The 26,308-nt window shown below is 70.6% G+C and carries 27 protein-coding genes and 1 pseudogene; 17 read left to right on the top strand and 11 right to left on the bottom strand.

Annotation, left to right across the window (positions count from 1 at the left end; translation table 11 throughout):
* Positions 1–48 precede the first annotated feature (48 nt).
* From ACSYGN_RS15170 to ACSYGN_RS15160, 3 genes are all read left to right on the top strand, one after another.
* Positions 49–486, top strand: a complete 438-nt coding sequence (locus tag ACSYGN_RS15170) for a gamma-glutamylcyclotransferase (protein WP_460395853.1) — start codon at positions 49–51, stop codon at positions 484–486.
* Positions 487–811: 325 nt separating this feature from the next.
* On the top strand, positions 812–1,636 hold the full coding sequence (locus ACSYGN_RS15165) for a purine-nucleoside phosphorylase (RefSeq protein WP_460395851.1): 825 nt from the start codon (positions 812–814) through the stop codon (positions 1,634–1,636).
* Between the two features lie 249 nt (positions 1,637–1,885).
* Entirely contained in the window at positions 1,886–3,517 is a 1,632-nt protein-coding gene (locus ACSYGN_RS15160) for a phospho-sugar mutase (protein WP_460395849.1), read from the top strand.
* Positions 3,518–3,642: 125 nt separating this feature from the next.
* Here ACSYGN_RS15160 and ACSYGN_RS15155 read toward each other — a convergent pair whose 3' ends face one another.
* Both ACSYGN_RS15155 and ACSYGN_RS15150 read right to left on the bottom strand, forming a co-directional pair.
* Positions 3,643–4,080, bottom strand: coding sequence for a type II toxin-antitoxin system VapC family toxin (locus tag ACSYGN_RS15155; RefSeq protein ID WP_460395847.1), 438 nt, complete (start codon positions 4,078–4,080; stop codon positions 3,643–3,645).
* The gene (locus ACSYGN_RS15150; RefSeq protein ID WP_460395845.1) at positions 4,077–4,310 is read right to left on the bottom strand and encodes a FitA-like ribbon-helix-helix domain-containing protein; all 234 of its coding nucleotides are present in this window, start codon (positions 4,308–4,310) and stop codon (positions 4,077–4,079) included. Before ACSYGN_RS15150 ends, ACSYGN_RS15155 begins: the two co-directional genes overlap by 4 nt.
* 152 nt (positions 4,311–4,462) lie before the next feature.
* Here ACSYGN_RS15150 and ACSYGN_RS15145 point away from each other — a divergent pair, with 152 nt between their 5' ends.
* Together ACSYGN_RS15145 and ACSYGN_RS15140 are read left to right on the top strand one after the other, a co-directional pair.
* Entirely contained in the window at positions 4,463–5,911 is a 1,449-nt protein-coding gene (locus tag ACSYGN_RS15145; RefSeq protein WP_460395842.1) for an NAD(P)H-quinone dehydrogenase, read from the top strand.
* Positions 5,912–6,171: 260 nt separating this feature from the next.
* The gene (locus tag ACSYGN_RS15140; RefSeq protein WP_460403472.1) at positions 6,172–7,104 is read left to right on the top strand and encodes a DeoR/GlpR family DNA-binding transcription regulator; all 933 of its coding nucleotides are present in this window, start codon (positions 6,172–6,174) and stop codon (positions 7,102–7,104) included.
* Positions 7,105–7,197: 93 nt separating this feature from the next.
* Here ACSYGN_RS15140 and ACSYGN_RS15135 read toward each other — a convergent pair whose 3' ends face one another.
* Together ACSYGN_RS15135 and ACSYGN_RS15130 are read right to left on the bottom strand one after the other, a co-directional pair.
* Positions 7,198–7,752, bottom strand: coding sequence for a TetR/AcrR family transcriptional regulator (locus ACSYGN_RS15135; RefSeq protein WP_460395840.1), 555 nt, complete (start codon positions 7,750–7,752; stop codon positions 7,198–7,200).
* Between the two features lie 323 nt (positions 7,753–8,075).
* Positions 8,076–9,848 (bottom strand): acetyl/propionyl/methylcrotonyl-CoA carboxylase subunit alpha, encoded by a 1,773-nt coding sequence (locus ACSYGN_RS15130; RefSeq protein WP_460395838.1) that lies wholly within the window; start codon positions 9,846–9,848, stop codon positions 8,076–8,078.
* A gap of 372 nt (positions 9,849–10,220) precedes the next feature.
* On the opposite strand from ACSYGN_RS15130, the pseudogene ACSYGN_RS15125 reads away from it, so the two are divergent.
* Positions 10,221–10,736: pseudogene (locus ACSYGN_RS15125) on the top strand (hypothetical protein); the annotation flags it as partial.
* A gap of 166 nt (positions 10,737–10,902) precedes the next feature.
* Here the strand turns inward: ACSYGN_RS15125 and ACSYGN_RS15120 are convergent.
* From ACSYGN_RS15120 to ACSYGN_RS15105, 4 genes are all read right to left on the bottom strand, one after another.
* On the bottom strand, positions 10,903–11,523 hold the full coding sequence (locus tag ACSYGN_RS15120) for a nucleoside triphosphate pyrophosphatase (RefSeq protein ID WP_460395836.1): 621 nt from the start codon (positions 11,521–11,523) through the stop codon (positions 10,903–10,905).
* An 80-nt stretch (positions 11,524–11,603) separates the two neighbouring features.
* Entirely contained in the window at positions 11,604–11,732 is a 129-nt protein-coding gene (gene mmpB, locus ACSYGN_RS15115) for a morphogenic membrane protein MmpB (protein ID WP_460395834.1), read from the bottom strand.
* Between the two features lie 212 nt (positions 11,733–11,944).
* Positions 11,945–12,154: an acyl-CoA carboxylase epsilon subunit gene (locus ACSYGN_RS15110; protein WP_460395832.1), complete on the bottom strand. Its 210-nt coding sequence runs from the start codon at positions 12,152–12,154 to the stop codon at positions 11,945–11,947.
* A 29-nt stretch (positions 12,155–12,183) separates the two neighbouring features.
* Positions 12,184–13,788: an acyl-CoA carboxylase subunit beta gene (locus tag ACSYGN_RS15105; RefSeq protein ID WP_460395831.1), complete on the bottom strand. Its 1,605-nt coding sequence runs from the start codon at positions 13,786–13,788 to the stop codon at positions 12,184–12,186.
* Positions 13,789–13,900: 112 nt separating this feature from the next.
* Between ACSYGN_RS15105 and ACSYGN_RS15100 the strand changes: the two genes are divergently transcribed.
* The 5 genes from ACSYGN_RS15100 (at position 13,901) to hutH (ending at position 21,179) form a co-directional block, all read left to right on the top strand.
* Positions 13,901–14,884 (top strand): biotin--[acetyl-CoA-carboxylase] ligase, encoded by a 984-nt coding sequence (locus ACSYGN_RS15100; protein WP_460395829.1) that lies wholly within the window; start codon positions 13,901–13,903, stop codon positions 14,882–14,884.
* A gap of 295 nt (positions 14,885–15,179) precedes the next feature.
* A complete protein-coding gene (locus ACSYGN_RS15095) occupies positions 15,180–16,352 on the top strand; it encodes an adenylate/guanylate cyclase domain-containing protein (protein ID WP_460395827.1) in 1,173 nt (390 codons plus the stop codon).
* Positions 16,353–17,466: 1,114 nt separating this feature from the next.
* Entirely contained in the window at positions 17,467–18,267 is an 801-nt protein-coding gene (locus ACSYGN_RS15090; protein ID WP_460395825.1) for an enoyl-CoA hydratase/isomerase family protein, read from the top strand.
* Positions 18,268–18,383: 116 nt separating this feature from the next.
* Positions 18,384–19,544 carry a GGDEF domain-containing protein gene (locus ACSYGN_RS15085; protein WP_460395823.1) on the top strand — a complete coding sequence of 387 codons (1,161 nt, stop codon included), beginning with the start codon at positions 18,384–18,386 and terminating at the stop codon, positions 19,542–19,544.
* Positions 19,545–19,640: 96 nt separating this feature from the next.
* Complete coding sequence (hutH, locus tag ACSYGN_RS15080) at positions 19,641–21,179, top strand: histidine ammonia-lyase (RefSeq protein WP_460403470.1); 1,539 nt, start codon at positions 19,641–19,643, stop codon at positions 21,177–21,179.
* A gap of 69 nt (positions 21,180–21,248) precedes the next feature.
* Here hutH and ACSYGN_RS15075 read toward each other — a convergent pair whose 3' ends face one another.
* Positions 21,249–21,626 (bottom strand): hypothetical protein, encoded by a 378-nt coding sequence (locus ACSYGN_RS15075; RefSeq protein ID WP_460395821.1) that lies wholly within the window; start codon positions 21,624–21,626, stop codon positions 21,249–21,251.
* Positions 21,627–21,735: 109 nt separating this feature from the next.
* On the opposite strand from ACSYGN_RS15075, the gene ACSYGN_RS15070 reads away from it, so the two are divergent.
* Positions 21,736–22,086: a hypothetical protein gene (locus ACSYGN_RS15070; protein WP_460395819.1), complete on the top strand. Its 351-nt coding sequence runs from the start codon at positions 21,736–21,738 to the stop codon at positions 22,084–22,086.
* 195 nt (positions 22,087–22,281) lie between these two features.
* The gene (locus ACSYGN_RS15065) at positions 22,282–23,547 is read left to right on the top strand and encodes a L,D-transpeptidase (protein ID WP_460395817.1); all 1,266 of its coding nucleotides are present in this window, start codon (positions 22,282–22,284) and stop codon (positions 23,545–23,547) included.
* 58 nt (positions 23,548–23,605) lie between these two features.
* Here ACSYGN_RS15065 and ACSYGN_RS15060 read toward each other — a convergent pair whose 3' ends face one another.
* Together ACSYGN_RS15060 and ACSYGN_RS15055 are read right to left on the bottom strand one after the other, a co-directional pair.
* Positions 23,606–23,806, bottom strand: coding sequence for a DUF397 domain-containing protein (locus ACSYGN_RS15060; protein WP_460395815.1), 201 nt, complete (start codon positions 23,804–23,806; stop codon positions 23,606–23,608).
* The gene (locus ACSYGN_RS15055; protein WP_460395813.1) at positions 23,787–24,638 is read right to left on the bottom strand and encodes a helix-turn-helix domain-containing protein; all 852 of its coding nucleotides are present in this window, start codon (positions 24,636–24,638) and stop codon (positions 23,787–23,789) included. Before ACSYGN_RS15055 ends, ACSYGN_RS15060 begins: the two co-directional genes overlap by 20 nt.
* A gap of 133 nt (positions 24,639–24,771) precedes the next feature.
* Between ACSYGN_RS15055 and ACSYGN_RS15050 the strand changes: the two genes are divergently transcribed.
* From ACSYGN_RS15050 to ACSYGN_RS15035, 4 genes are read left to right on the top strand one after another with little or no spacing between them, the layout of a single operon-like run.
* The gene (locus ACSYGN_RS15050; RefSeq protein WP_460395811.1) at positions 24,772–24,981 is read left to right on the top strand and encodes a hypothetical protein; all 210 of its coding nucleotides are present in this window, start codon (positions 24,772–24,774) and stop codon (positions 24,979–24,981) included.
* The gene (locus ACSYGN_RS15045; RefSeq protein ID WP_460395809.1) at positions 24,978–25,346 is read left to right on the top strand and encodes an ATP-binding protein; all 369 of its coding nucleotides are present in this window, start codon (positions 24,978–24,980) and stop codon (positions 25,344–25,346) included. Before ACSYGN_RS15050 ends, ACSYGN_RS15045 begins: the two co-directional genes overlap by 4 nt.
* A gap of 7 nt (positions 25,347–25,353) precedes the next feature.
* On the top strand, positions 25,354–25,539 hold the full coding sequence (locus tag ACSYGN_RS15040; protein ID WP_460395807.1) for a hypothetical protein: 186 nt from the start codon (positions 25,354–25,356) through the stop codon (positions 25,537–25,539).
* Positions 25,540–25,568: 29 nt separating this feature from the next.
* Positions 25,569–26,171 carry a hypothetical protein gene (locus tag ACSYGN_RS15035; protein WP_460395805.1) on the top strand — a complete coding sequence of 201 codons (603 nt, stop codon included), beginning with the start codon at positions 25,569–25,571 and terminating at the stop codon, positions 26,169–26,171.
* Positions 26,172–26,308: the final 137 nt, after the last annotated feature.

The raw sequence follows: 26,308 nt of genomic DNA, 5'->3' as shown, positions 1-26,308 counted from the left end.
TTCCCGGGGCGGGAGTTGCGGATGGGCGGGCTGCCGTACCCTCGACCCATGTCGCTCTACGCCGCCTACGCGGGCAACCTCGACGCGCGGCTGATGTCCAGCCGCGCACCGCACTCCCCGCTCCGTGCCACCGGCTGGCTGAACGGCTGGCGTCTGACCTTCGGGGGCGAGCCCCTGGGCTGGGACGGCGCGCTCGCGACGGTCGTCGAGGAACCCGGCGCGCAGGTCTTCGTCGCGCTCTACGACATCGCCCCGATGGACGAGGACTCACTCGACCGGTGGGTCGGCGTGGGAATGGACATCTACCGCCGGATGCGGGTGCGGGTGCACACCCTGGAGGGTGAGGAGCCCGCCTGGCTCTACGTCCTCGACGGCTACGAGGGCGGACTGCCGTCGGCACGCTACCTCGGCGAGATCGCCGACGCGGCCGAGTCGGCGGGGGCACCGCACGACTATGTGATGGAACTGCGCAAGCGACCCTGCTGAGCACTCCGCTGGAAGTGCCGCGATGTGTCGTCTGTCGCCTGCGGCACCGTCGTGGTTGGTCGCTCACCCAAGCTCTCAACTTCGTTCGAGCAGGGAGGTACCCCCGTCGCGGCGGAGCCGCAGATCGGTATAGCCCCGCGCCCCTTCAGGGCGCTGGGGCTGAACGGGCCTGATATCGGCCGATCGATCGGGACCGCTTTCACCCCATCCGTCACAGTTCTCGGCTCCTCCCCGCACCTTTTGTCGGAAACGACATGACAACGATCGCCATCCCGTGTGGATTACCATCTACGCGCGTAGGCCGAGAGCGGCTACCCTCGACCGCGTGAACGCATCTCTTCTTCCGGACGACATCCAGGGCGACCCCCACGCCGCCGCTGACGCCGCTGCCGCGCGCCTGCGCGAACTCACCGGCGCCGAGACCCACGACGTCGCCCTCGTGATGGGCTCCGGCTGGGCACCCGCCGTCGACGCTCTGGGCGAGGCCGACGCCGAGTTCCAGGTCACCGAGCTCCCCGGCTTCCCCCCGCCGGCCGTCCAGGGGCACGGCGGCAAGATCCGCTCGTACTCCATCGGCGCCAGGCGCGCACTCGTGTTCCTCGGCCGCACGCACTACTACGAGGGCCGGGGCGTCGCAGCCGTGGCGCACGGGGTGCGTACGGCCGTCGCCGCGGGCTGCAAGACCGTGGTGCTGACCAACGGCTGCGGCGGGCTGCGCGAGGGCATGCGGCCGGGGCAGCCCGTGCTGATCAGCGACCACCTCAACCTCACCGCGACCTCGCCGATCGCCGGCGCGAACTTCGTCGACCTGACGGATCTGTACTCGCCGCGGCTGCGGGCGCTGTGCAAGGAGATCGACCCGAGCCTGGAGGAGGGCGTGTACGCGCAGTTCCCCGGGCCGCACTACGAGACGCCTGCGGAGATCCGGATGGCCCGGGTGATCGGGGCGGACCTGGTGGGCATGTCGACGGTGCTGGAGGCGATCGCCGCGCGCGAGGCCGGGGCAGAGGTGCTGGGAATCTCCCTGGTCACCAACCTCGCCGCCGGAATGACGGGCGAGCCGCTGAACCACGAGGAGGTCCTCCAGGCGGGCCGGGATTCCGCGACACGGATGGGCACACTCCTGGAGCGGGTGCTGCACCGCCTGTAGCAGGCGTTTCTCCCCGCTGCCTTTAGCCTGTCCGGCGTTTGAGGACGAGGCCCGAAGGGCCGATGAGCGGGGGTCTGGGGGCGCAGCCCCCAGGGACGGGAACGGGAAGGGGCGGCGGGGGCGAAATCCCGGCGGGGCGAAATCCCCACCGCACACCCACCCCACCGCACACCCACCCCACCGCACACCCACCCCACCGCACACCCACCCCACGGCCAGCCACACCACGTACAAGAGAGGTTGAACCCCGTGCACGACCACCTGTTCGCCCGCGCCAAAGCGTGGCTCGCCGAGGACCCCGACCCGGACACCCGCGAGGAACTCGCCCGCCTCATCGACACCGCGGACATCCCTGAGCTCACCGACCGTTTCTCCGGCACCCTCCAGTTCGGCACCGCCGGCCTCCGCGGCGAGCTCGGCGCGGGCCCCATGCGGATGAACCGCGCCGTGGTCATCCGCGCTGCCGCCGGCCTCGCCGCGTACCTCCGTCAGCAGGGCCAGGGCGACGGCCTCGTCGTCATCGGCTACGACGCCCGCCACAAGTCGGCCGACTTCGCCCGCGACACCGCCGCCGTCATGGTCGGCGCGGGGCTGCGCGCGGCCGTACTGCCCCGCCCCCTCCCCACCCCCGTCCTCGCCTTCGCGATAAGGCACCTTGGCGCGGTCGCCGGCGTGGAGGTCACGGCCAGCCACAACCCGCCCCGCGACAACGGCTACAAGGTGTACCTCGGCGACGGCTCGCAGATCGTGCCGCCCGCGGACGCGGAGATCGCCGCGGAGATCGCCGCCGTCGCGAGCCTCGACGACGTCGCCCGCCCGGACGAGGGCTGGCAGATCCTCGGCGACGAGGTCCTCGACGCCTACCTGACCCGCACCGACGCCGTCCTCACCCCCGGCTCCCCGCGCACCGCCCGCTCCGTCTACACGGCGATGCACGGCGTCGGCAAGGACGTGCTGCTGGCCGCGTTCGCCCGCGCGGGCTTCCCCGCGCCGGAGCTGGTCGCCGAGCAGGCCGAGCCCGACCCGGACTTCCCGACCGTCGCCTTCCCCAACCCGGAAGAGCCCGGCGCGATGGACCTCGCCTTCGCCAAGGCCCGCGAGACCGAGCCGGACCTGATCATCGCCAACGACCCCGACGCCGACCGCTGCGCCGTCGCCGTCAAGGACGCGGCCGGGTGGCGGATGCTCCGTGGCGACGAGGTCGGTTCGCTGCTCGCCGCGCACCTCGTCGCGCGCGGTGCCACGGGGACGCTCGCCGAGTCGATCGTGTCGTCCTCGCTGCTGGGCCGTATCGCCGAGAAGGCGAAGCTGCCGTACGTGGAGACCCTCACCGGGTTCAAGTGGATCGCCCGGGCGGACGGACTGCGCTACGGGTACGAGGAGGCCCTCGGCTACTGCGTCGACCCCGACGGCGTACGCGACAAGGACGGCATCACGGCGGCGCTGCTCATCACCGAGCTGGCCTCCGAGCTGAAGGAGCAGGGCCGTACGCTGCTCGACCTCCTCGACGACCTCGCCGTGGAGCACGGTCTGCACGCCACCGACCAGCTCGCGGTGCGGGTCGAGGACCTGACGATCATCGCCGACGCGATGCGCCGCCTGCGCGAGCAGCCCCCGGCCGAGCTGGCCGGGCTGGCCGTGACCCGCGCCGAGGACCTGACGCAGGGCACGGAGACGCTGCCCCCGACCGACGGTCTGCGCTACACCCTCGACGGCGCCCGGGTCGTGGTCCGCCCCAGCGGCACCGAGCCGAAGCTGAAGTGCTACCTGGAGGTCGTCGTCCCGGTCACCGACCACGCCGCCCTCCCGGCCGCCCGCGCCAGGGCGACCGAGCTGCTGACCGCGATCAAGCGGGACCTGTCGGCCGCGGCCGGCATCTGAGCCCTACGCCCCCGCGACGCGTGCCCTGTCGCGGGGGCGTCGGTGAAGTAGCTCCGCCTCATGGGGAGTTGGGCTGCCGCAAGCTCCCCGGCCGCCCGGGCGCCGTCCGCCCCACGATGGGACGGTCAGTCGGCGTCGATGACCTCAATGGGGCACCGGGCCGGCGATCCGCTGTTGGGCTTGCTGACGCCCTTGCCGATGCGGGCGTCAGCGGTGACCAGGGGGACGCCCATCACCTCTGCCAAAGCGACGTAGGTGGCGTCGTGGGCGGACAGGTTGGAGTGCAGCACACGGACTCGGGGGAGCAGTGGTGCGGCCTCGCACCGGTGGATCGGCAGGGCTTGGTAGGTCTTGAAGTGCTGGTCGAGTTCGGCGGAGGTGACCTTGGGTACGCCGCCCCGGGTACCGCGTGCCATGCCCAGGAGTGCTGAGGCGATCTCGGTGTCGATCAGATGGGGGGCATAGAGCCGGGTCTCTGCAGAGATGCGAGCGCGGGCCTTCTGCCCTCGCCGTCCTCTGTCGGTGAGGAAGACGACCAGGGTCGAGCAGTCGACGACGATCAACGGCCTGCCCGCCCCTCGTCGATCGCGTCGAGGACGTCGTCGATGTCAACCTCACGTGCGGCATAGCGCTCGGCGCGGGCAGCCATCTCAGCGAGCGTGGGCGTAGCCGCTTCGCGAGTTATCAGGCTCAGGAGATAGGCCTGGAGGGACTGGCCTGCTTCGGCGGCGCGCCCTTTCAGACGGCGGGCGACGTCCTCGGGGACCCCTCGGATGGTGAAGGCAGTGTCCATGACTGCATTCTAGCGTCAATGACGTCAAATTGCAGTCATGTCCTGTCTCTCTGATCGGCCCCGCCCCGCCCCGGCCGGGCCCTACGGCCCCGGGTAACGGAACCGCACCACCCCCGCCCCCGGGTCGGTGGGCCCTTGTTGGGTGCGGGACAATGGGGTACGTGACTCGGATCGTGATCATCGGTGGCGGACCCGGCGGATATGAAGCGGCGCTCGTGGCCGCGCAACTCGGCGCGGAGGTGACCGTCGTCGACAGTGACGGACTGGGCGGGGCGTCGGTGCTGACCGACTGCGTGCCGTCCAAGACGCTCATCGCGACGGCCGAGGTGATGACCACCTTCGACTCGTCGTACGAGGAGCTGGGCATCATCGTCGCCGACGACACCCCGCCCCTGGAGCAGGCCGCCCGGGTGGTCGGTGTGGACCTCGGCAAGGTCAACCGGAGGGTCAAGCGGCTCGCGCTCGCGCAGTCGCACGACATCACCGCCTCCGTCACCCGCGCGGGCGCCCGCGTGCTGCGCGGCCGGGGCCGGCTGGAGGGCATGCAGGCGCTCGACGGGTCCCGCAAGGTCGTCGTCAGGGCGGTCGACGGTACGGAGGAGACCCTCGCCGCGGATGCGGTGCTGATAGCGACCGGCGGTCACCCGCGGGAGCTGCCCGACGCGCAGCCCGACGGTGAGCGCATCCTCAACTGGACCCAGGTCTACGATCTCACCGAGCTGCCCGAGGAACTCATCGTCGTCGGCTCCGGTGTCACCGGCGCCGAGTTCGCCGGTGCCTACCAGGCCCTCGGCTCCCGGGTCACCCTGGTCTCCTCCCGCGACCATGTGCTGCCCGGCGAGGACCCGGACGCCGCCGCCGTCCTGGAGGACGTCTTCCGCCGCCGCGGCATGAACGTCATGGCGCGCTCCCGCGCCTCCGCCGCCAAACGGGTCGGCGACCGTGTCGAGGTCACCCTCTCCGACGGCCGTGTCATCGAGGGCACCCACTGCCTGATGGCCGTCGGCGCCATCCCGAACAGCGCGGGCCTCGGCCTGGAGGAGGCCGGTGTCAAGCTGCGCGAGTCCGGTCACATCTGGACCGACAAGGTGTCCCGCACCACCGCCCCCGGCGTCTACGCCGCCGGAGACGTGACCGGTGTCTTCGCCCTCGCCTCCGTCGCCGCCATGCAGGGCCGTATCGCCATGTACCACTTCCTCGGCGACGCGGTGGCCCCCCTCGACCTCAAGAGCGTCTCCGCGAACGTCTTCACCGACCCGGAGATCGCCACCGTGGGGTGCAGCCAGGCCGACGCCGACGCCGGGAAGATCGACGCCCGCTGCGTCAAGCTGCCGCTGCTGCGCAACCCGCGCGCCAAGATGCAGGGCATCCGCGACGGCTTCGTCAAGATCTTCTGCCGCCCGGGCACCGGCATCGTCGTCGGCGGTGTGGTGGTCGCACCGCGCGCCTCGGAACTGATCCATCCGATCTCGATCGCCGTCGACAACAATCTGACAGTCGAACAGATCGCGAACGCGTTCACCGTGTACCCGTCTCTTTCGGGGTCGATCGCCGAGGTCGCCCGCCAGCTCCACACCCGCAAGACGGCCGGGGAGATCTGAGGAAGGGCCAGGCGGGAACGGTGGGCGGCCCGCCTTGTCCGGATCCGACTCCCGTACGATCACAGGGAGTTGCCGGGCACGCGTACGGTGTCCCGTACGACTGCGTTCACGCCGTGTTGACGTCACAGGCGGGCGGCGGACGTCTTATACCACTCCGCCACCCCCTGTGCGAACAACTTCTGCTATTCGGCGCAAACTGCTGAAACCAGACGGTCGTTGGGGTTACTGTCAGTTTCGTGTTCGCTGCAGAACGTCGCCAATTGATCCTCGAAATGGTGCGAGCGAACGGAGCCGTGTCGCTCCGTGAGCTCGCCCGTGTCGTCCAGACCTCAGAAGTGACCGTACGACGGGACGTGCGGGCATTGGAGGCAGAAGGACTCCTCGACCGCCGGCACGGCGGTGCGGTACTCCCGGGCGGTTTCACTCGGGAGTCGGGCTTTCCTCAGAAGTCCCATCTCGCGACCGCCGAGAAGACCGCCATCGCGGACCTCGCCGCGGGCCTCGTCGAAGAGGGCGAGGCCATCGTCGTCGGCGCCGGGACGACCACCCAGGAGCTGGCCCGCCGGCTGGCCCGGGTGCCCGGTCTGACCGTCGTCACCAACTCCCTGCTGGTGGCCCAGGCGCTGGCCCACGCCAACCGTGTCGAGGTCGTCATGACCGGCGGCACCCTGCGCGGCTCCAACTACGCGCTGGTCGGCTCGGGCGCCGAGCAGTCCCTCCAGGGGCTCAGGGTCTCCAAGGCCTTCCTGTCCGGGAGCGGGCTGACCGCCGAGCGCGGGCTCTCCACGTCCAACATGCTGTCGGCGTCCGTCGACCGCGCCCTGGTCCATGCGGCCGCGGAGGTCGTCGTCCTCGCCGACCACACCAAGCTGGGCACGGACACCATGTTCCAGACCGTGCCGACCGACCTCATCACCCGCCTCGTCACGGACGACCCGCCCGCCCACGACGACCGAGCCGCCACCGAACTCCAGGCCCTCGCCGACCAGGGGGTGCAGATCGTCGTGGCCGGGGCGGCCGGGAACCCGGGGGGTGACCATGTCCCGGCGCGCCAGCAGCGCCGGGACCTTCCGCTCCCGGGCCCGCGCCGCAGTGCCGCGGCAGGTGGCCTGCGTCCGGCCGCGGTCCTCGGCGACCGCGACCAGTCACAGGCCCCGGAACGCGCCCGCGTGGCGGACCTGCGGCGCCGCTGAGGCGTACGGCACGTTCGTATCCGTTGAGACCGGGGGGCCGTGGCCGGTCGCCGTGACCACCACGGCGTCGTAGCACCAGCAAGCACCCTCCTGTTACGGCTTCAGCCCACGCAGTGTCAGCCGCAGGAGCCGGTCGGCGAGTTCGGGGTCGTCCGGGGTCTCCTCGGCGGCCAGTGCGATCGCGTGGGTGAGCTGGAGCAGGTCGCCGATCGCGACGCCGGGGCGGATCGCGCCGGACTCCTGGGCGCGGGCCAGCAGTGCGCCGCCCGCCTCCCGGATCGGCCCGCTGCACCTGGCGAGGTCCGAACCGGAGTCACCGCGGTCGTACGACACCGCCATGAGCGCCCGCGCCAGCCCGCGGTACTCACCCGCGTGGGCCACCACCGCGCGCAGCCAGGTCACCAGCGCCGCGCACGGCTCGTCCGCGCGCAGCAACTCCCCCGAGCGGGCCAGCAGATCGCTCACCGCGTCCTCGAACACCGCGCTCATCAGGGCCTGGCGGTTGGGGAAGTGCCGGTACAGGGTGCCGATCCCGACGCCCGCGCGCCGGGCCACGTCCTCCAGCGAGGCGTCCGTGCCGTGCGCGGCGAAGGCGGCGCGGGCCTCGGCCAGCAGCCGCTCGTGATTGCGGCGCGCGTCGGCCCGCATGGCGCGCCCGGGCCCGCAGGAGGCGGCCGCATCCCCGGGGGCTTGTCGCCGAACCTCCGGTGCCTCAGCCGGTGCCGCTTTCGGTGCCGCCTTCGGTGCCTCCTCGCGTGAGGTCACGCCCGCCGCCATCGTTCCCACCTGCCCTCACTCACGCGCCCGCCGCGCCGTGTTCCAGGATGCCATCACCCGGGGCGCGCGCGGTGAAGCGCAGGGCGAAGAGCAGAGCGGCGGGAAGCGGCGAGCGCCCGGCGGACCGTTTCCTTCCGGTCCGCCGGGCGCTCGGCGAGTTCGTTCGTGCCCCTACGTGTTCGACTGCCGGGGCGTCAGTCCTTGATCTCGCAGATCGCCGCACCCGAGGTGATGGAGCCGCCGACCGCGGCCGACAGGCCCTTGATGACGCCGGCCTTGTGGGCGTTGAGGGGCTGCTCCATCTTCATGGCCTCCAGGACGACGACCAGGTCGCCCTCCTTGACCTCCTGGCCCTCCTCGACGGCGACCTTGACGATGGTGCCCTGCATCGGGGAGGCCAGGGTGTCGCCGGAGGCCACGGGGCCGGACTTCTTGGCGGCCCGGCGCTTGGGCTTGGCGCCCGCGGCGAGACCGGTGCGGGCCAGGGTCATGCCCAGGGAGGCCGGCAGGGAGACCTCCAGGCGCTTGCCGCCGACCTCGACGACGACCGTCTCACGCCCGGACTCCTCGTCCGCCTCGGTCTCGGCCGGGGCGGCGAAGGGCTTGATCTCGTTGACGAACTCGGTCTCGATCCAGCGGGTGTGGACCGTGAACGGCTCGGCGGAGCCGGTCAGCTCCGGAGCGAACGCCGGGTCCTGCACCACCACGCGGTGGAACGTGAGGGCCGTGGCCATGCCCTCCACCTGGAACTCCGCCAGGGCCCGGGAGGCCCGCTGGAGCGCCTCGGTACGGTTGCGGCCGGTGATGATCAGCTTGGCCAGCAGCGAGTCCCAGGCGGGGCCGATGACCGAGCCGGACTCCACGCCCGCGTCCAGCCGGACACCGGGGCCGGACGGCGGGACGAACCGCGTCACCGTGCCGGGTGCCGGGAGGAAGCTGCGGCCCGGGTCCTCGCCGTTGATACGGAACTCGATCGCGTGGCCCCGCAGCGGCGGGTCGTCGTAGCCGAGGGCCTCACCGTCGGCGATACGGAGCATCTCGCGCACCAGGTCGATGCCGGCGATCTCCTCGGTGACCGGGTGCTCGACCTGGAGCCGGGTGTTGACCTCCAGGAAGGAGATCGTGCCGTCGTTGCCGACCAGGAACTCGACGGTGCCCGCGCCGACGTAGCCGGCCTCCTTGAGGATGGCCTTCGACGCCCGGTACAGCTCGGCGTTCTGGGCCTCGGAGAGGAACGGCGCCGGGGCCTCCTCCACCAGTTTCTGGTGGCGCCGCTGGAGCGAGCAGTCGCGGGTGGAGACGACGACCACGTTGCCGTGGGTGTCGGCGAGGCACTGGGTCTCCACGTGCCGCGGCTTGTCGAGGTAGCGCTCCACGAAGCACTCGCCGCGCCCGAAGGCGGCCACGGCCTCACGGACCGCCGACTCGAACAGCTCCGGGACCTCGTCGAGGGTGCGGGCGACCTTCAGACCGCGCCCGCCGCCGCCGAACGCGGCCTTGATGGCGATCGGCAGTCCGTGCTCCTGGGCGAAGGCGATCACCTCGTCGGCCCCGGACACCGGCTCCGGCGTACCGGCGACCAGGGGAGCGCCCGCGCGCTGCGCGACGTGCCGGGCGGAGACCTTGTCGCCGAGCTCGCGGATGGCCTGCGGGGACGGGCCGATCCAGATCAGGCCCGCGTCGAGGACCGCCTGCGCGAAATCGGCGTTCTCGGAAAGGAAGCCGTAGCCGGGGTGGACGGCGTCCGAGCCGGACTCGCGCGCTGCGTTGAGCACTTTCTGGATGTCCAGATAGCTGGTCGCCGGGGTGTCACCGCCCAGGGCGAACGCCTCATCCGCGGCGCGGACGTGCAGAGCGTCCCGGTCCGGGTCGGCGTAGACGGCCACGCTCGCGATCCCGGCGTCCCGGCAGGCCCGGGCAACGCGGACAGCGATTTCGCCACGGTTGGCGATGAGCACCTTGCGCACGATTGAGGCTCCCTCCTTGAAACAAGCCGAGTTTAGGGACTGCCGACACGGCACATCGACCCGTCCCCAATGGTGAGCTTGCCCACACGGAGCGTGATTCGAGGCGCGCTCGACCCGCAAAATCCCTTGTCGCACCGCGGTACGCAGCGCTGCTCCGGGAAACCCTAGCCCGCTCCTGTGGTCAAGGTCTCTGTGCGAGCGTGCTGCGCCCCACTCCGTTTCTTTGTCGAGTCCCTACGAATGGCCCAACGTTCGTTTGCCTTCGGCAGGACCCTTGTCCGGTGGTTTACCCGTTAGTAGCGTGCCCGATGACTTGACGACTCGACGGTACTTCGTCGAACAAAGCTCTGGCTTGAGGGTGGGTGAAGGCCGGTGGTGCGCAGACCGGTGGCATGGCTCGTGGCGGTCGTGCTCCTTGTCGAGGGGTTCTTCATCGCGGCCCTCAACTGGTTCCTCGGCATAGTCGCCGACCGCCAGAACATGTCGCTCGCCGGGGTGGACCCCGACGCGATGTCGCTCTCCTCGAAGATCGGCGGGATCGTCTTCGGCGTGTACTTCCTGCTCTGCGCGGTGGTCGCCGTGCTCGTCGCGGTCCGCGACCGGGCCCCGGCCGGGCTGGGCCGCGTCCTGCTGATCAGCGTGGCGGTGGTGCACGGGCTGCTGGGCGCGTTCGCGGTCGGGCTGAAGGGCTGGGCGGCGTTCACCTACATGGTGGTCGTCATGGCGCTGATCGTGCTGCTCCTGATGACCTACGACGCCCAGGAGCGGCCGGCCGCGGCGGCTGCACCGGCTGCACCGGCTGCGGAGGGCACCCCTGGGGGCGGCACGCCCGCGGATGAGGGTGGCTCTCCGGTGGATGGTCCGGCTCCGGTAGAAGGTCCTGCTCCGGTGGATGGTCCGGTCCCGGCGGACGGTCCGGCTCCGGTGGATGGTCCGGCTCCGGTGGACAGTCCGATGCCGTTGGACGGTCCGGCTCCCGTGGACGGTCCGGCTCCCGTGGACGGTCCTGCTCCGGTGGACGGTCCGACGGGACCGGTCGACGGCCCCGCTCCGGTCACTCCGCCGCCGGCGCCCACAGCTCCGTGATTCCCACGCCCAGTTCGCGCAGCAGCCGCCGTAGCAGCGGCAGGCTGATCCCGATCACATTGCCGTGGTCGCCGTCGATCCCGTCGATGAACGGCGCTGAGAGGCCGTCCAGCGTGAACGCCCCCGCTACATGGAGCGGCTCGCCCGAGGCGACGTACGCCGCGATCTCCTCGTCCGTCGGATCGCCGAAGCGGACCACGGTGGACGCGGTCCCGGAGGCGTGGCGCCCGCTCACCGTGTCCCACACGCAGTGGCCCGTCTGGAGCGTCCCCGCCCGCCCGCGCATCGCCTTCCAGCGTGCCGTGGCCTCCTCCGCGTCCGCGGGCTTGCCGAGCGCCTGACCGTCCAGCTCCAGCACCGAGTCGCAGCCGATCACCAGCGCACCCTTGACCTCCGGCCGCGCGGCCACCACGGAGGCCTTCGCCTCGGCCAGCGCGAGCGCCAGTTCGGCGGGGGTGGGTGCGGTGACGGCGTCCTCGTCGACACCGCTGACGAGCACCTCGGGGTCCAGTCCGGCCTGCCGGAGCAGGTTGAGCCGGGCGGGGGACGCGGAGGCCAGCACGAGCGGGCGGGGCGGGGGGTTCGTCATGGTGGAAGCGTATCCATTGCGCTCCGGGGGCGGTTCGCCTCCGGCGAGGTGGCCTCGGTACGGGTGCCGCCGGAGTCGTTTCAGCGCAAGCCGATGACGATCATGATCAGGACCATGGCCAGGGCCAGGAGCATGCCGAGTCTGCGGAGCATGGCCTGGAGTTCGGTCAGCTCTTTGGGGGGTTCGTCTTCCGGGTCGGACCACAGCACGGTGTCAGCGTGCGCTTGGGCTTGGCCGGGGGCATGAGTACGGGTACTCAAGTTGTGGGGCGGGGTTGTGCGCGGCGGTTCTTGCGCAGTTCCCCGCGCCCCTTTTTCTGCGCAGTTCCCCGCGCCCCTGAATGTCGCTTCGGTCGGATGGTCGCTGCGGGCCGCGGGGGGCTGGTCGCGCAGTTCCCCGCGCCCCTGAGGGTCGGCTGTTGCTAGCTGGGCCAGAAAGTGCGGGTCCATGATGTGGGACCCGGCTTCGGTAGACGGTGGTCTGCCTTGCGGGCCGGGTCTGACCAGGCTGGGGTGGAGGGCGGGGGAGGGGTGGCGGTTGCTGCCGCTATCGCCGCCCTCGCTCTGACCACCGCCAGGGCGGCGGCCAGTTCCTCCGGGGTCGGGTTGCCCCGTACGACCTTGATGGTCATGTGTGCTCCATGGGGAGGGGGACCGGGGGCTAGAGGGGGATGTTGCCGTGCTTCTTCGGGGGGAGGGACTCCCGCTTGGTGCGGAGCTGGCGCAGGCCGCGGACGATGTGGCGGCGGGTCTCGGACGGCATGATCACCGCGTCGATGTAGCCGCGCTCGGCAGCGATGTAGGGGTTGAGGAGGTGGTCCTCGTACTCCTGGATCAGCCGTGCCCGGACCGCGGCCATGCCCTCGGCGTCCTCGCCGTTCGCCTCCGCCTCGGCGAGGGTGCGGCGGTGCAGGATGTTGACGGCGCCCTGGGCGCCCATGACGGCGATCTGGGCGGTCGGCCAGGCCAGGTTGAGGTCAGCGCCGAGGTGCTTGGAGCCCATGACGTCGTAGGCACCGCCGAAGGCCTTGCGGGTGATGACGGTGATCAGCGGGACGGTGGCCTCGGCGTAGGCGTAGATCAGCTTGGCGCCGCGCCGGATGATGCCGTCGTGCTCCTGGTCGACGCCGGGCAGGAAGCCGGGCACGTCGACGAAGGTGAGGACGGGGACGTTGAAGGCGTCGCAGGTGCGCACGAAGCGGGCGGCCTTCTCGCTGGCCTTGATGTCGAGGCAGCCGGCGTACTGCATGGGCTGGTTGGCGACGATGCCGACGGGGTGGCCCTCGACCCGCCCGAAGCCGGTGACGATGTTCGGGGCGTAGAGCGGCTGGGTCTGGAAGAACTCGGCGTCGTCGAGGACGTGCTCGATCACCGTGACGATGTCGTACGGCTGGTTGGCGCTGTCGGGGACGACGGTGTCGAGCTCCCGGTCCTCGCCGGTGACGGTGAGGTCGGCCTCCTCGGGGAAGGTGGGGGCCTCGCTGAGGTTGTTGGACGGCAGGTAGGACAGCAGCTGCTTGATGTACTCGACGGCGTCCTTCTCGTCACCGGCCATGTGGTGGGCGACGCCGGAGACGGCGTTGTGGGTGCGGGCGCCGCCGAGCTCCTCGAAGCCGACGTCCTCACCGGTGACGGTCTTGATGACGTCGGGGCCGGTGATGAACATGTGCGAGGTGTGGTCGACCATGACGGTGAAGTCGGTGATCGCGGGGGAGTAGACCGCGCCGCCCGCGCAGGGCCCGACGACCAGGCTGATCTGCGGGATCACACCGGAGGCGTGGGTGTTGCGGCGAAAGATCTCGCCGTAGGCGCCGAGCGAGGCCACGCCCTCCTGGATACGGGCGCCGCCGGAGTCGTTGATGCCGATGACCGGGCAGCCCGTCTTGAGGGCGAAGTCCATCACCTTGACGATCTTCTGGCCGTAGACCTCGCCGAGGGCGCCGCCGAAGACGGTGAAGTCCTGGGAGAACACGGCGACGGGACGGTCGTCCACGGTGCCGTAGCCGGTGACGACGCCGTCGCCGTACGGCCGGTTCTGCTCCAGTCCGAAGTTGGTGGAGCGGTGCCGGGCGAACTCGTCCAGCTCGACGAACGACCCCTCGTCGAGCAGCAGCTCGATCCTCTCCCGGGCCGTCAGCTTGCCCTTGGCGTGCTGTTTCTCGACGGCGCGTTCCGAACCGGCGTGCGTCGCTTCCTGGACCCGGCGCTGGTGATCCGCGAGCTTGCCCGCGGTCGTGTGGATGTCGGTCTCTTCCGGCTCGGACATAGGGACTGCGGCTCCCTGCCTGCTCAAAAGTGGCGTCGGTTACTCATCCGTAGAGTAATGGTGGGTTCCGCCGATCGGCAGTGCGGCGTCTCACACACCTAGGGTGGCCTGCATGACGCCGCGAGATGTTTCAAACGGGAATGAGGGTCCTGCATCCGGGAAGAACAGCCCCTGGCCCGGCAATAGTCCCGGAGCCGGTGGTTCCGGGGGATCCTCCGGTTCCGCTCCCGGTTCCGCTCCCGGGTCCCCGTGGTCGGACCTGGATCGTCCGCCGCTGAACGCCGCAGCGCTGCGGCGGGGACTGGTACGGGAGCCCGGGCACGACCTGGGCGGCGGACCCGGTCTCTACCGGGAGATCGAGATCGTACGGCGGACCGGCTCCACCAACTCCGACCTGGTCGCGCGGGTGGCGGCGGGGACGGCCGACGAGGGCACGGTTCTGATCGCCGAGGAGCAGACGGCCGCGCGGGGGCGCCTGGACCGCCGCTGGACGGCCCCGCCGCGCTCGGGCCTGTTCTTCTCCGTCGCGCTGCGCCCGGCCGGTGTCCCCGTGTCCCGCTGGGGCTGGCTGCCGCTGCTGACCGGCGTGGCCGTGGCGACGGGACTGTCGCGGGCCGCGGGCGTGGACACGGCCCTGAAGTGGCCGAACGACCTCCTGGTGAAGGTGGGCGGGGAGGAGCGCAAGGCGGGCGGCATCCTCGCCGAGCGGGCCGGGGAGGACGGGGTGGTCGTAGGGGTGGGCATCAATGTCACCCTGCGCGAGAACGAGCTGCCGGTGCCGCAGGCGGGGTCGCTCGCGCTGGCCGGGGCGATCAGCACGGACCGGGATCCGCTGCTTCGGGCGGTGCTGCGGGCGCTGGAGGACTGGTACACCCGGTGGCTTGCGGCCGACGGCGACCCGACGACGAGCGGCCTCCAGGAAACCTACGTGGCGGGCTGCGCCACGCTGGGCCGCACAGTGCGTGCCGAACTTCCCGGCGACCGGGCCCTCGTCGGGGAGGCGGTGGCCATCGACGGGGACGGGCGACTGGTGCTGGTGACGGAGGAGGGGGCGCGGGAGGCGGTGGGGGCGGGGGACATCGTGCATCTGCGATAGCCCGCCGTCAGCCAGCCGGCCGTCAGCCCCTCCGGCGTTTGAGGAGCAGGGGTCTGGGGGCGGAGCCCCCAGGGACGGGAACGGGAAGGGGCGGCGGGGGCGAGCAACCCGGGCTCAAGCTCCCCCCGGCCCTATACCAGCCGCGCCCCGCGAATAAGCATCGGCTCACCACAAATACGCCCTAAGCCCCCCAACCCTCACCCCAAAACCTCCTGCGCGAGTGAGCCAGCCCACAGCTGCCGTAGAGTTGGGGCCGGTCGATACCTGACCGTGGCAGATCGGAAGGGCAGCAGGCGTGACCGTCGACGACACGGGCTCCGGCGCGGACGCGGACGGCCGGGTGGACCCTCCCGCGCTCGCGGCACCGCTGGAGCCGGATGACCCGGACGACGCGGATGCCGTCGACCCCGGTGGGCATCCGCTGGCGCTGCGTCTCGAAGGGCTGATCCTGGGCGCGGAGCGGCGTTACACACCGTTCCAGGCGGCCCGTAGCGCCGGTGTGTCCATGGAACTGGCGTCCCGGTTCTGGCGGGCGATGGGGTTCGCGGACATCGGGCAGGCGAAGGCGCTCACCGAGGCGGACGTACTGGCCCTGCGCCGGCTGGCCGGCATGGTGGAGGCGGGGCTGCTGAGCGAGGCCATGGCGGTGCAGGTGGCCCGCTCGACGGGCCAGACCACCGCCCGGTTGGCGGAATGGCAGATGGATTCGTTCCTGGAGGGCCTGACCGAGCCGCCCGAGCCCGGCATGACCCGTACCGAGGTGACGTACCCGATCGTCGAGCTGCTGCTGCCCGAGCTGGAGGAGTTCCTGGTCTATGTCTGGCGCCGCCAGCTGGCCGCTTCCGCGGGCCGGGTGGTGCAGGCGGCGGACGACGAGGAGATGGTCGACCGGCGTCTGGCGGTGGGCTTCGCGGATCTGGTCGGCTTCACCCGGCTGACGCGCCGGATGGAGGAGGAAGAGCTCGGCGAACTGGTCGAGGCCTTCGAGACCACGGCCGCCGACCTGGTCGCGGCGCACGGCGGACGGCTGATCAAGACGCTGGGCGACGAGGTGCTGTACGCCGCGGACGACTCGGGCACGGCCGCCGAGATCGCGATGCGGCTGATCGAGACGATGGCCCACGACGAGACGATGCCGGAACTGCGGGTCGGTATGGCCCTCGGCACGGTGACGACCCGGATGGGCGATGTGTTCGGTACGACGGTGAATCTGGCGTCGCGGCTGACATCGATAGCGCCGAGGGACGCCGTACTGGTCGACACCGCTTTCGCCGAGGAACTGGTCCGCACCAAGGAGGCCCCGGCCTCGGAGGCGGAGGCCGCGGAGGCAGCGGCGGCGGCCGAGAAGGAGGGCGAGGAGCCGCCGACGTACCGTTTCGCGCTCCAGCCGATGTGGCAGCGGCCGGTGCGAGGGCTGGGCGTGGTGGAGCCGTGGCTGCTGACCCGACGGGACGATCCGCGGGGCTGACCCGGAGGGACGACCCGAGGGCTTTGACCCCGCCGCAGACGGGCGGGCCGCCCGCTCACCCCTGACCGTCATCGACCGTGATCGACCCGCAGCGGAGTGGCCCCCGGCACGCTGCCGGTGCCGCCCGGCGGCCGAGGCGTCGTGCCGGGCACGGGTGTGTTGGGAAGCTCCGGGGTGGTCCTGCCGCCGGGAGCGAGCGGCGACGGCGCCGCCTCACCCCTGGCCGTCATCGGCTGCTATCGACCGTCATCAGCTGTCATCGACCCCCAGCGGAATGGCCCCCAGCGGGCCGACGCAGAGCCCGATCACCGGCACACACAGCCCGGGCCCGTCCTCGCCCGGCGGTGAGGCGGCCGACGACGGCGACGGGCTCGTACCCGGCGTGGCGGTGGGACGAGGAGCCGCGCTGCCGGTGCCGCCCGGCGCCCGGGGCGTGGTGCCGGGCACGGGTGTGTTGGGAAGCTCCGGAATGGTCGTACTGCCGGAAGCGGGCGGCAACGGCGACGCCGCCCGAGGCGGACCACCGCCTGGAGCGGACGGCGTCACGGCATCGCCGGGCAGTAGGCTCGCACCACCCAGCAGCGAGGACGTGGCCGAAGGCCGCACACCGGGTGTGGCGCCGACGCCGGGGTCGGCCGAGGCGGCCCCTCCCGAGCGCCCGCCACCGCTGCCACCGCCGCCGCTGCTCCCGTCGCCCGGCAGATGGGGCAGAGCCTCAGCCGTGCCGAGCCCACCCCCATCTCCGCCCCCGCCACCGATGGCCCCGGAGACCAGCCGCACGACTTCGAACGCCCCGGTGGCCAACGCGAGCCCCCCGACGGCGTACAGCCCCTTACGCGCCCGGGGCCTCCTGTGCCGCCCCCTCTGCGGCCGAGTCACCGCACTCCTCATACGCCCCCTCCTCGCCCGAGCCCTCCACAGCCCTGCCGTAGCCCTGCCACACGGCGGGTGCACGGCGGATCAGGGCGGACGCACGGTATGCCCGCCGATGCCAGGTCCGGACGGAGTCAGGAGGAATGTCACTCGAACGGGTAAACGGCCCGCCCTTTCCCTGGGCGGTTCCGGCTGGGATGATCGAGGTCGGGCGTTAACCGTCGTTAACCGGGAGGGTGGCATGAGCGAGGAGCGGTTCGGCGAGTACGTGGGGGTGCGGCGGCATGACGACGGCCATGTCGCGGAGCTCGTCCTGGACCGGCCCAAGGCCATGAACGCGGTGTCGACGGAGATGGCGATATCCATCGCGGGCGCGTGCGCGGCGCTGGGCGCCGACCGGGACGTACGGGTGGTGGTGCTGACGTCGTCGCACGAGCGGGCGTTCTGCGTGGGCGCCGATCTGAAGGAGCGCAATGCGCTCACGGACGCCGAGCTGGTGCGGCAGCGCCCGGTCGCCCGGGGTGCGTACACGGGCGTGCTGGAACTGCCCCAGCCGACGGTGGCGGCGGTGCACGGCTTCGCCCTGGGCGGTGGTTTCGAGCTGGCGCTGGCCTGCGATCTGATCGTGGCCGACGGTACGGCGGTGGTGGGGCTGCCAGAGGTGTCGGTGGGCGTGATCCCGGGCGGGGGCGGTACCCAGCTGCTGCCGAGACGGGTGGGTGCGGCGCGGGCGGCGGAACTGGTGTTCACGGCACGCCGGGTCGCGGCGGCGGAGGCGCGTGAGCTGGGGCTGGTGGACGAGCTGGTGGAGGAGGGCCGGGACCGGGAGGAGGCGCTGGCGCTGGCCGCCAGGATCGCCGCGAACTCGCCGGTCGGCCTGCGGGCGGCCAAGCGGGCCCTGCGGCTGGGCCATGGCCTCGATCTGCGGGCGGGTCTGGAGGTCGAGGACGCGGCATGGCGCTCCGTGGCCTTCTCGGGCGACCGGGCGGAGGGAGTGGCGGCGTTCAACGAGAAGCGGAGGCCGGTGTGGCCAGGGGAGTGAGGACGAGTCCCTCGCCCCTGTCCGTCGTGCAGATGGGTTCGTCTGTTCGCTTCGTCAAATATCCCGTTCACTTCTTCGATATCCCGATTCACCCGAAATCTCCCTAGCCTGGGAAGATGGCTGAGGACGAGCGGCTCACGGCGGTCGTGGCGCTGGCGCAGGGGATGGCGGGGGCGCATACGCCTCCGGAGTCGTGGCGGGCCGCCGCCGCCGGGGCGTGCCGGGCGCTGGACGGGAGTTTCGCGGCGCTGTCGGTGTGGGAGCGCGAGCTGGGGCGGCTCAGGGTTCTCGTCAACGTGGGACAGCGGGCCGAGGGCGAGGAGGAGTTCCCGGACAGCGAGACGTACCCCGTGCACCGCTTCCCGGAGATCACCGAGTTTCTGCATGAGCGCTGGGCCGGAGGCGGCGGCCCCAACGCCTGGGTGGAGACGGCCGAGGGCCCGGCGCCGGACGGGGGTGCCGGGCGGGCTGGCTATGTCCATCAGCGTGTCGCCGCCCTGCGCCGCCGGGGCCGGGGCTGCTGTGTGGTCGCGCCGGTGGTGCTGCACGGCCGTGCCTGGGGCGAGCTGTATGTCGCCCGCCCGCTGGGCGCCCCCGTCTTCAACCGCGCCGATGCCGACTTCGCGACCGTGCTGGCCGCCGTGGTCGCCGCCGGCATTGCGCAGACGGAGCAACTGGAGGAGGCCCGGCGCCTGGCGTTCACGGACGCGCTGACCGGGCTCGCCAACCGTCGTGCCGTGGATGTACGGCTGGACAAGGCGATCGAGCGGCACCGGCGCGACGGTGTCGCAGTGAGCCTGGTCGTCTGCGATCTGAACGGCCTCAAGCGGGTGAACGACACGCACGGTCACGCCGTCGGTGACCGGCTCCTGGAGCGTTTCGGCTCGGTGCTGTCGCTGTGCGGCGCCATGCTCCCGGGCGCCCTCGCCGCACGCCTGGGAGGCGACGAGTTCTGCCTCCTGGCGGTCGGCTCCCCGGCCGACGACGTCGTGAAGGCAGCCGACGAACTGTGCCGCAGGGCTGCCGAGCTGGAGCTGGGCGAGGGCGTCGCCTGCGGGGTCGCCTCGACCGAGGACCCCATCGGCCCCGTCCGCTCCGCGCGCCGCCTCTTCCGGCTCGCGGATGCGGCGCAGTACCGGGCGAAGGCACTGCACGCGGACCGACCGGTGGTCGCGGGCCGCGAGGGCCCCGACGACCCCGTGGTGCGCCTCGCCGACACCCCGTCGCCGACCCCCGCCCACGCCGAACGCCGCCGCTTCCGGGGACGGCAGCCGTGAGACATGGCTCCCTGGCAGCAGGGCGTGAGTAAGGGGTGACCTGCCCTCCCACTAGTGACACGACCGCATTCACCCCGTACGCTCCTGAATATGAATATGCACACTGTGGTGGTGGGAACGTCCGGAGTCACCGCGTCCGACGTTCTCGCCGTGGCGCGCGGCGGTGCCCGGGTCGAGCTGTCGGAGGAGGCGGTGGCCGCGCTGGCCGCAGCCCGCGAGATCGTGGACGCGCTGGCGGCCAAGCCCGAGCCCGTCTACGGCGTCTCCACCGGCTTCGGCGCCCTGGCGACCCGGCACATCAGCCAGGAGTTGCGCACCCAGCTCCAGCGCAACATCGTCCGCTCGCACGCGGCGGGACTCGGCCCCCGGGTCGAGCGTGAGGTGGTCCGCGCGCTGATGTTCCTGCGTCTGAAGACCGTCTGCTCGGGCCACACCGGTGTGCGCCCCGAGGTCGCGCAGACCATGGCCGATGTGCTGAACGCCGGGATCACCCCCGTCGTGCACGAGTACGGCTCCCTCGGCTGCTCCGGCGACCTCGCCCCGCTGTCCCACTGCGCCCTGACCCTGATGGGCGAGGGCGAGGCGGAAGGCCCCGACGGCACCGTGCGCCCGGCCGCCGAACTGCTCGCCGAGCACGGCATAAAGCCGGTCGAACTGCGCGAGAAGGAGGGCCTCGCCCTCCTCAACGGCACCGACGGCATGCTCGGGATGCTGGTCATGGCCCTCGACGACCTGGACCTCCTCTACAAGGCCGCCGACATCACGGCATCCCTCTCCCTGGAGGCCCTGCTCGGCACCGACAAGGTCCTCGCCCCCGAACTGCACGCCATCCGCCCGCACCCCGGGCAGGCCGCCAGCGCCGCCAACATGCTCGCGTTCCTCAAGGGTTCGGAACTCACCGGCCACCACCAGGACGACGCACCCCGCGTCCAGGACGCCTACTCGGTGCGCTGCGCCCCGCAGGTCGCCGGCGCCGGACGCGACACGATCAGCCACGCCCGCCTGGTCGCCGAGCGCGAGCTGGCCGCGGCCGTCGACAATCCCGTCGTACTGCCCGACGGACGGGTCGAGTCCAACGGCAACTTCCACGGCGCTCCGGTGGCGTACGTCCTCGACTTCCTCGCGATCGCCGTCGCCGACCTCGCGTCCATCGCCGAGCGCCGCACCGACCGCCTCCTCGACAAGAACCGCAGCCACGGCCTGCCGCCGTTCCTCGCCGACGACCCGGGCGTCGACTCCGGGCTGATGATCGCCCAGTACACGCAGGCGGCCCTGGTCAGCGAACTGAAGCGGCTCGCCGTACCGGCCTCCGCCGACTCCATCCCGTCCTCCGCGATGCAGGAGGACCATGTCTCGATGGGCTGGTCGGCGGCGCGCAAACTGCGCACGGCGGTCGACAACCTCTCCCGCGTCCTCGCGATCGAGCTCTACGCGGCCTCCCGGGCCGTGGAACTGCGCGACGGCCTCACCCCGGCCCCGGCCTCACGCGCCGTCATCGATGCGGCCCGCGCGGCGGGTGTGGCGGGACCCGGCCCCGACCGTTTCCTCGCCCCCGACCTGGCGGCGGCGGACGTCTTCGTACGCGACGGCTCACTCGTCGCGGCGGCCGAAACGGTCACTGGCCCTCTCCAGTAGGCCGACCGGACCGACCGACCCCCGAAGGCCCGGGACCTCCCGCCGAGCCTTCGGGGGTCGGTCGGGACCTCAGAATCCCAGCCGCTCCCGCCGTACCGAATACACCACGAACCCGGCGCCGACGGCGAGGCAGAGGCTGCCGCCGAAGATGTACGGCGTGGTGTCCACGGCTCCGGTGTCGGCGAGCCGGGTGCTGTCGGCGTCGGCGTCGGTGTACCGGGCGGAGGTGCCGGACCCGGAGGAGGTGCCGGACCGGGACATCGACCGTGAGGTGTGAACGGTCCCGGTCTCGGCCCTCGTCGTGGTCACCCTGGCCTGCTGCGTCGCCGACACGTCCGATCTCGCCGGGGTGGCCTGCGAAGCGTTGGCGTTCGGGACGAACCAGAGGGCGCACAGCAGGGTGCCTGCGGCGGTGGCGGTCAGCAACGGGCGGCGAGCGGATGACACGGAATATCGATCCCCTTGTGACGCTGGCTAATTGGCCGTGTGAAGAGATGTTAGTGAAAATCGCGGGTCACAGGAAAGTCACGAGAGGTTTCAGCCGTAGTCTCGCCGCATGAGCACTCCAGAGAACGCGCGTTTTGTACGGCTTCGGGTGGACCTCGTCGTGGAGATCGACGACGAGGACGCGGTGGTCGGTGCCGCATTGCAGAAGATTTCACACGATCCCGATATGCCGGTGGATGAGCGGGTACACGCGGAAAGCGCTGTGACGGAAGACACCGCCGAGGCCATCGCCTATCTTGTCGACCCGTTCGACCTGGTCAACGCGGTGCCGGGGGTGGAGCTCGCGCAGGCGAGCTGGTCGAGCGAGCAGATCGATTACGACCCCGACTCGCCGGACTGGGACCTCGACGAGGATGATGACGACGAACGCGAGGACGACGGCGAGGACGACCGCGACTAGCCGCGACCAGGAACGCGGCGACAGCGCGGCGACGACGCGGTGACGCCCGTCACGACGACGACCGTCGCGGTGAAGCCGCAGAAGCCGGACGTGGCGTGCCCCACACCCGGCGTGCGGCGGGAACTGGGCGGAGTCGTGACGGCGTTGAAGTTTCTTATACGGGGGCTTTACGGGGTTGTTGGGGTTTCGGCGACGATGGAGAAGCGTGTGATGACGAACAGTAAGCGGCGCAGGGGGCTGATGGCCGCGTCCGCACTGCTCGGCGGTGTACTGGTGCTCTCGGCCTGTTCCGGAGGCGATGACAAGTCCTCCTCAGGCAGCGGCAGCGACTCTTCACAGGCCAAGGCCGACGAGGCCGCGGCGAAGAAGGCTTCCGAGGCCGATATCACGATCTCGCCGAAGGACGGCTCGGACAGCGCCTCCATCAACAACTCCGCCGGTGTGACGGTGGCCAAGGGCACGCTCACCTCCGTCACCATGACGACCGCCGCCGGCACCGCGGTCTCCGGCCAGCTGTCGGCGGACAAGAAGAGCTGGAAGCCGAGCGCCCAGCTGGAGCGCTCGACCACGTACAAGGTCACGGCGGAGGCCAAGGACTCCGCGGGCAGGGTCGCCCACGAGAACGCGTCGTTCACCACGGTCTCCCCGGCGAACAGCTTCATAGGCAACTTCACGCCGGACAACGGCTCCACGGTCGGCGTCGGCATGCCGGTGTCGATCAACTTCGACAAGGCGATCACCAACAAGGCCGCCGTGCAGAAGGGCATCACGGTCAGCTCCAGCAGCGGCCAGGAGGTCGTCGGCCACTGGTTCAGCACCAACCGCATCGACTTCCGCCCGGAGAAGTACTGGCAGGAGAACTCCACCGTCACGCTGAAACTGAGTCTCGACGGTGTGGAGGGCGCCTCCGGTGTCTACGGCGTTCAGCAGAAGACGGTGACCTTCCACATCGGCCGCAACCAGGTCTCGTACGTCGACGCGAAGACCAAGCAGATGAAGGTCACGCAGGACGGCAAGACGATCAAGACCATCCCGATCTCCGCCGGTTCACCTGAGAACAAGACGTACAACGGCACGATGGTGATGTCGGAGAAGTTCAAGGAGACGCGCATGAACGGCGCGACCGTGGGCTTCACCGACAACGACGGCAAGGGCGAGTACGACATCAAGGACGTGCCGCACGCCATCCGCCTGACCAGCTCCGGCACCTTCATCCACGGCAACTACTGGGGCGCCAAGTCCGTCTTCGGCAGCGTCAACACCAGCCACGGCTGTGTGGGCCTGTCCGACACCAAGGGCGCAGGCGACCCGAGCACCCCGGCAGCGTGGTTCTACAACCACTCGATCCTCGGTGACGTGGTCGTCGTCTCCAACACCGGCGACAAGACGGTCTCCCCGGACAACGGCCTCAACGGCTGGAACATGGACTGGGCCCAGTGGAAGGCGGGCTCGGCGGTCTGATCCGACCGACGTGAGTTTCGGAAGGCGGCTGCCCCCGGGGGCAGCCGCCTTCGGCGTTTCAGCGAGCCTTGATGGCGTCGACGAACGGACCCCAGGCGCCGTGCCCAAGGACAACGACGGGCCCTCCGTCGACCTTGGAGTCACGGACGGGGACGACGCCGGGGATGTTGTCGGCGACCTCTACGCAGTGGCCACCGTCGCCATTGCTGTAGCTGCTCCTGCGCCACGCTGCACGCAAGTCACGTTGGATACTTGCCATTTCGATAGTCCTCGGCTGCTTGCTCGATGAGTTTCAGGGACGCCTTCGGGTCAAGCGCGGCGGCCCTGAGCCGACCGTACGCCTTCGCATATTGGTTCACGAGAGCCGGGTCGTCGATCAACTGACCGGTGTACATCCCCTCCGTGTACATGACCGGCGGGGCATCAGCAAAGGTCAGGAACCTCGTGGTGCCCATCATGAAGGGATATGCACCCCCGTTCCGCAGCATCACCTGCGGAAGCGCTCGACGCTTGCTCATCACCTCCACGATGTGGGCAAGCTGTTCAGCCATCTCGTTCGGCGGGAGGATCGGATCTCGCAGGATCGACTCATGCAGAACGATCCAGCTCTCGGGTGACTCCCGATCCTCGAACAGCCAGGCCCGCTCGCGTCGATTGGCAACCTTCACGGCCACATCCTCCTCGGACTCCGTGGGATGCGCCGCCAAAACCACGGCCCTGATGTACGGCTCCAGCTGGAGTGGTCCCGGAATCAGCTCGGGACCCCACTCCTCGATCTCCAGCGCGTGCTTCTCCATCTCCAGCACATCGGCGAAGTACTCGGCGTGGCTGCCCTTCCGAGCCTTCCGTACGTCCTCACAACGCCGCTCGAAGAACCCGTCCGTGTCCAGCGCCTTGTCCACGTGCCGTGCCAGATCCACCGGCATCCGCCGTTCCCCGCGCTCGATGTCGCTGAGGTACGACTTGCCGTAGAAGCTGCCGTTGAGCAGGCCCTCCAAGGACAGCCCCGCCGCTTCCCGCTTCCACCTCAACTCCGCGCCGTAGAAGGTCGGGACGCTGATGGAGCCGTCGATGTCCCTGCGTCGTGGCATGGTTCACCCCGTTTCCGCTGTCGTTGCCGTGTATGCGAAACCCTTTTCACGGTACGGGATCTGACGCCACCGTGTGAGTGATCCGTCACAGAAAGCGACGCGATCCGACGCACCACAGGAAGGCGCCCCCCACATGCCCACCGCCTACGACATGACCCTCTGCGTGGAGGAACTGCGCGAGGCCCTCGCGTTCCACGGCATCAGGCTCCCCTCGCTCCGTGTGGACCTGCCGAGCCTCGCCGCTGCCGCCGAGCCGCACGGCGGCCTGGTGGCGCTCGGGAACTGCAACGCCGCGACCGCCCGGGCGATCGCGGCCGTGCTCCGTGAGGCGGCCGGCCGATGACCTTCGCACTCAGCCTGCTGGCCACCCCCAAGGCAGTGCCCGAACTGCGCCACCAGTTGCGGCATTACGACTACGAAGTCCGCCTCTGCGCAACGGAGTTGGTGACCAACGTGATCGACCACATCGGTGAGGGCACCCCGGTGACGGTGCGGGTCGCGTCGGCGGATGACGGCCGCACGCGGATCGAGGTCACCGACAACGACCCACGCGCCCTGCCCGTACGCCTGTCTGCCGACGCCACGGACGAATCCGGCCGGGGCCTGGCCCTCCTCGACGCCCTCGCCCTGCGCTGGGGCGTGGACCAGGAACCGGACCACAAGACCGTGTGGTGCGAACTGGCCGGACCGGATGCCTTGACGACATAGTTGATCTTTGGCCGCCGGAACGATCCCCTGGGCGACGCCGTTGACTGCCGTGGCGAAGCGAAAGGTGCTGGGAATGGGGTTCTGGGATTTCAAGGCGAGCGAGGATCGTGAGCAGTGGATCTTCGACCCGTTGGTGGGTGTGGGTCCGCTGCGGTTCGGGATGTCAGCGCAGAACTGCCCGGGTTGGGATTGAGCCTGGGCTCCGAACGCAAGGACGACATCATGATCAGTGACGCGTTGTTTGTCGCTCGCGAGTTGGCCGATGACCCCTACAGCACCGAGCCGGTCATCCCCTGGAGGGATGTCCGTAACGTGCCACACGATACCTGGCGAGCGTGGGAGGTCAGGGCCGACGAGGATCGCGTCCGGTGGGAACTCGACCCGTGGGTGGGCGTGGGCCCGTTGCGCTTCGGAATGAGACCCGAAGAAGTCGCCAGAGCCCTGGGAGGCGAAAAGTGCGCGGCACGCAACCCAGTCATAGAGCACCCCCTTGGGTGGGAGTGGGAGCTCGAATGGGAACGGTACGAAGAATCGGGTGTGACAGCCCACTACCGCGCTGGTCTTTTCCTTCTGGCCGTGACAATCGACGGCCGGACGGGCCCGCAGGTCACCGTTGAAGGCACGAAGCTGATCGGAGAGCCTCCGTCGGCCGTCTATGAAACGATGCTCGACCACGTCGAGACACACAACCTCCGTCTCACCTTCGAAACCAGCGGAGATCCGTCGGTGTATGAGCTGGGCCTGATTCTGGAGAAGACTCGGGCTGGAGACTCTGCGGTCAGCGGGGCCACCTTCGCCACCCGCATGTGGATGGATAACTCCTGAGGTTGCGGGAGGCGTGGCGCGTGCTCATTCGCTCAATATACGCGCCACTCCCTTTCAGGAATAGGCCCCTCCCGATGGTCAGTGCTCTGCTTAGCCCATTCGGACGCAACGAACACAGGACGGCTTCGGGCATAGTC

Source organism: Streptomyces sp. YIM S03343, assembly GCF_054729195.1.
The sequence above is the reverse complement of the archived record's forward strand: the minus strand, read 5'-3'. Positions and strand labels throughout refer to the sequence as shown.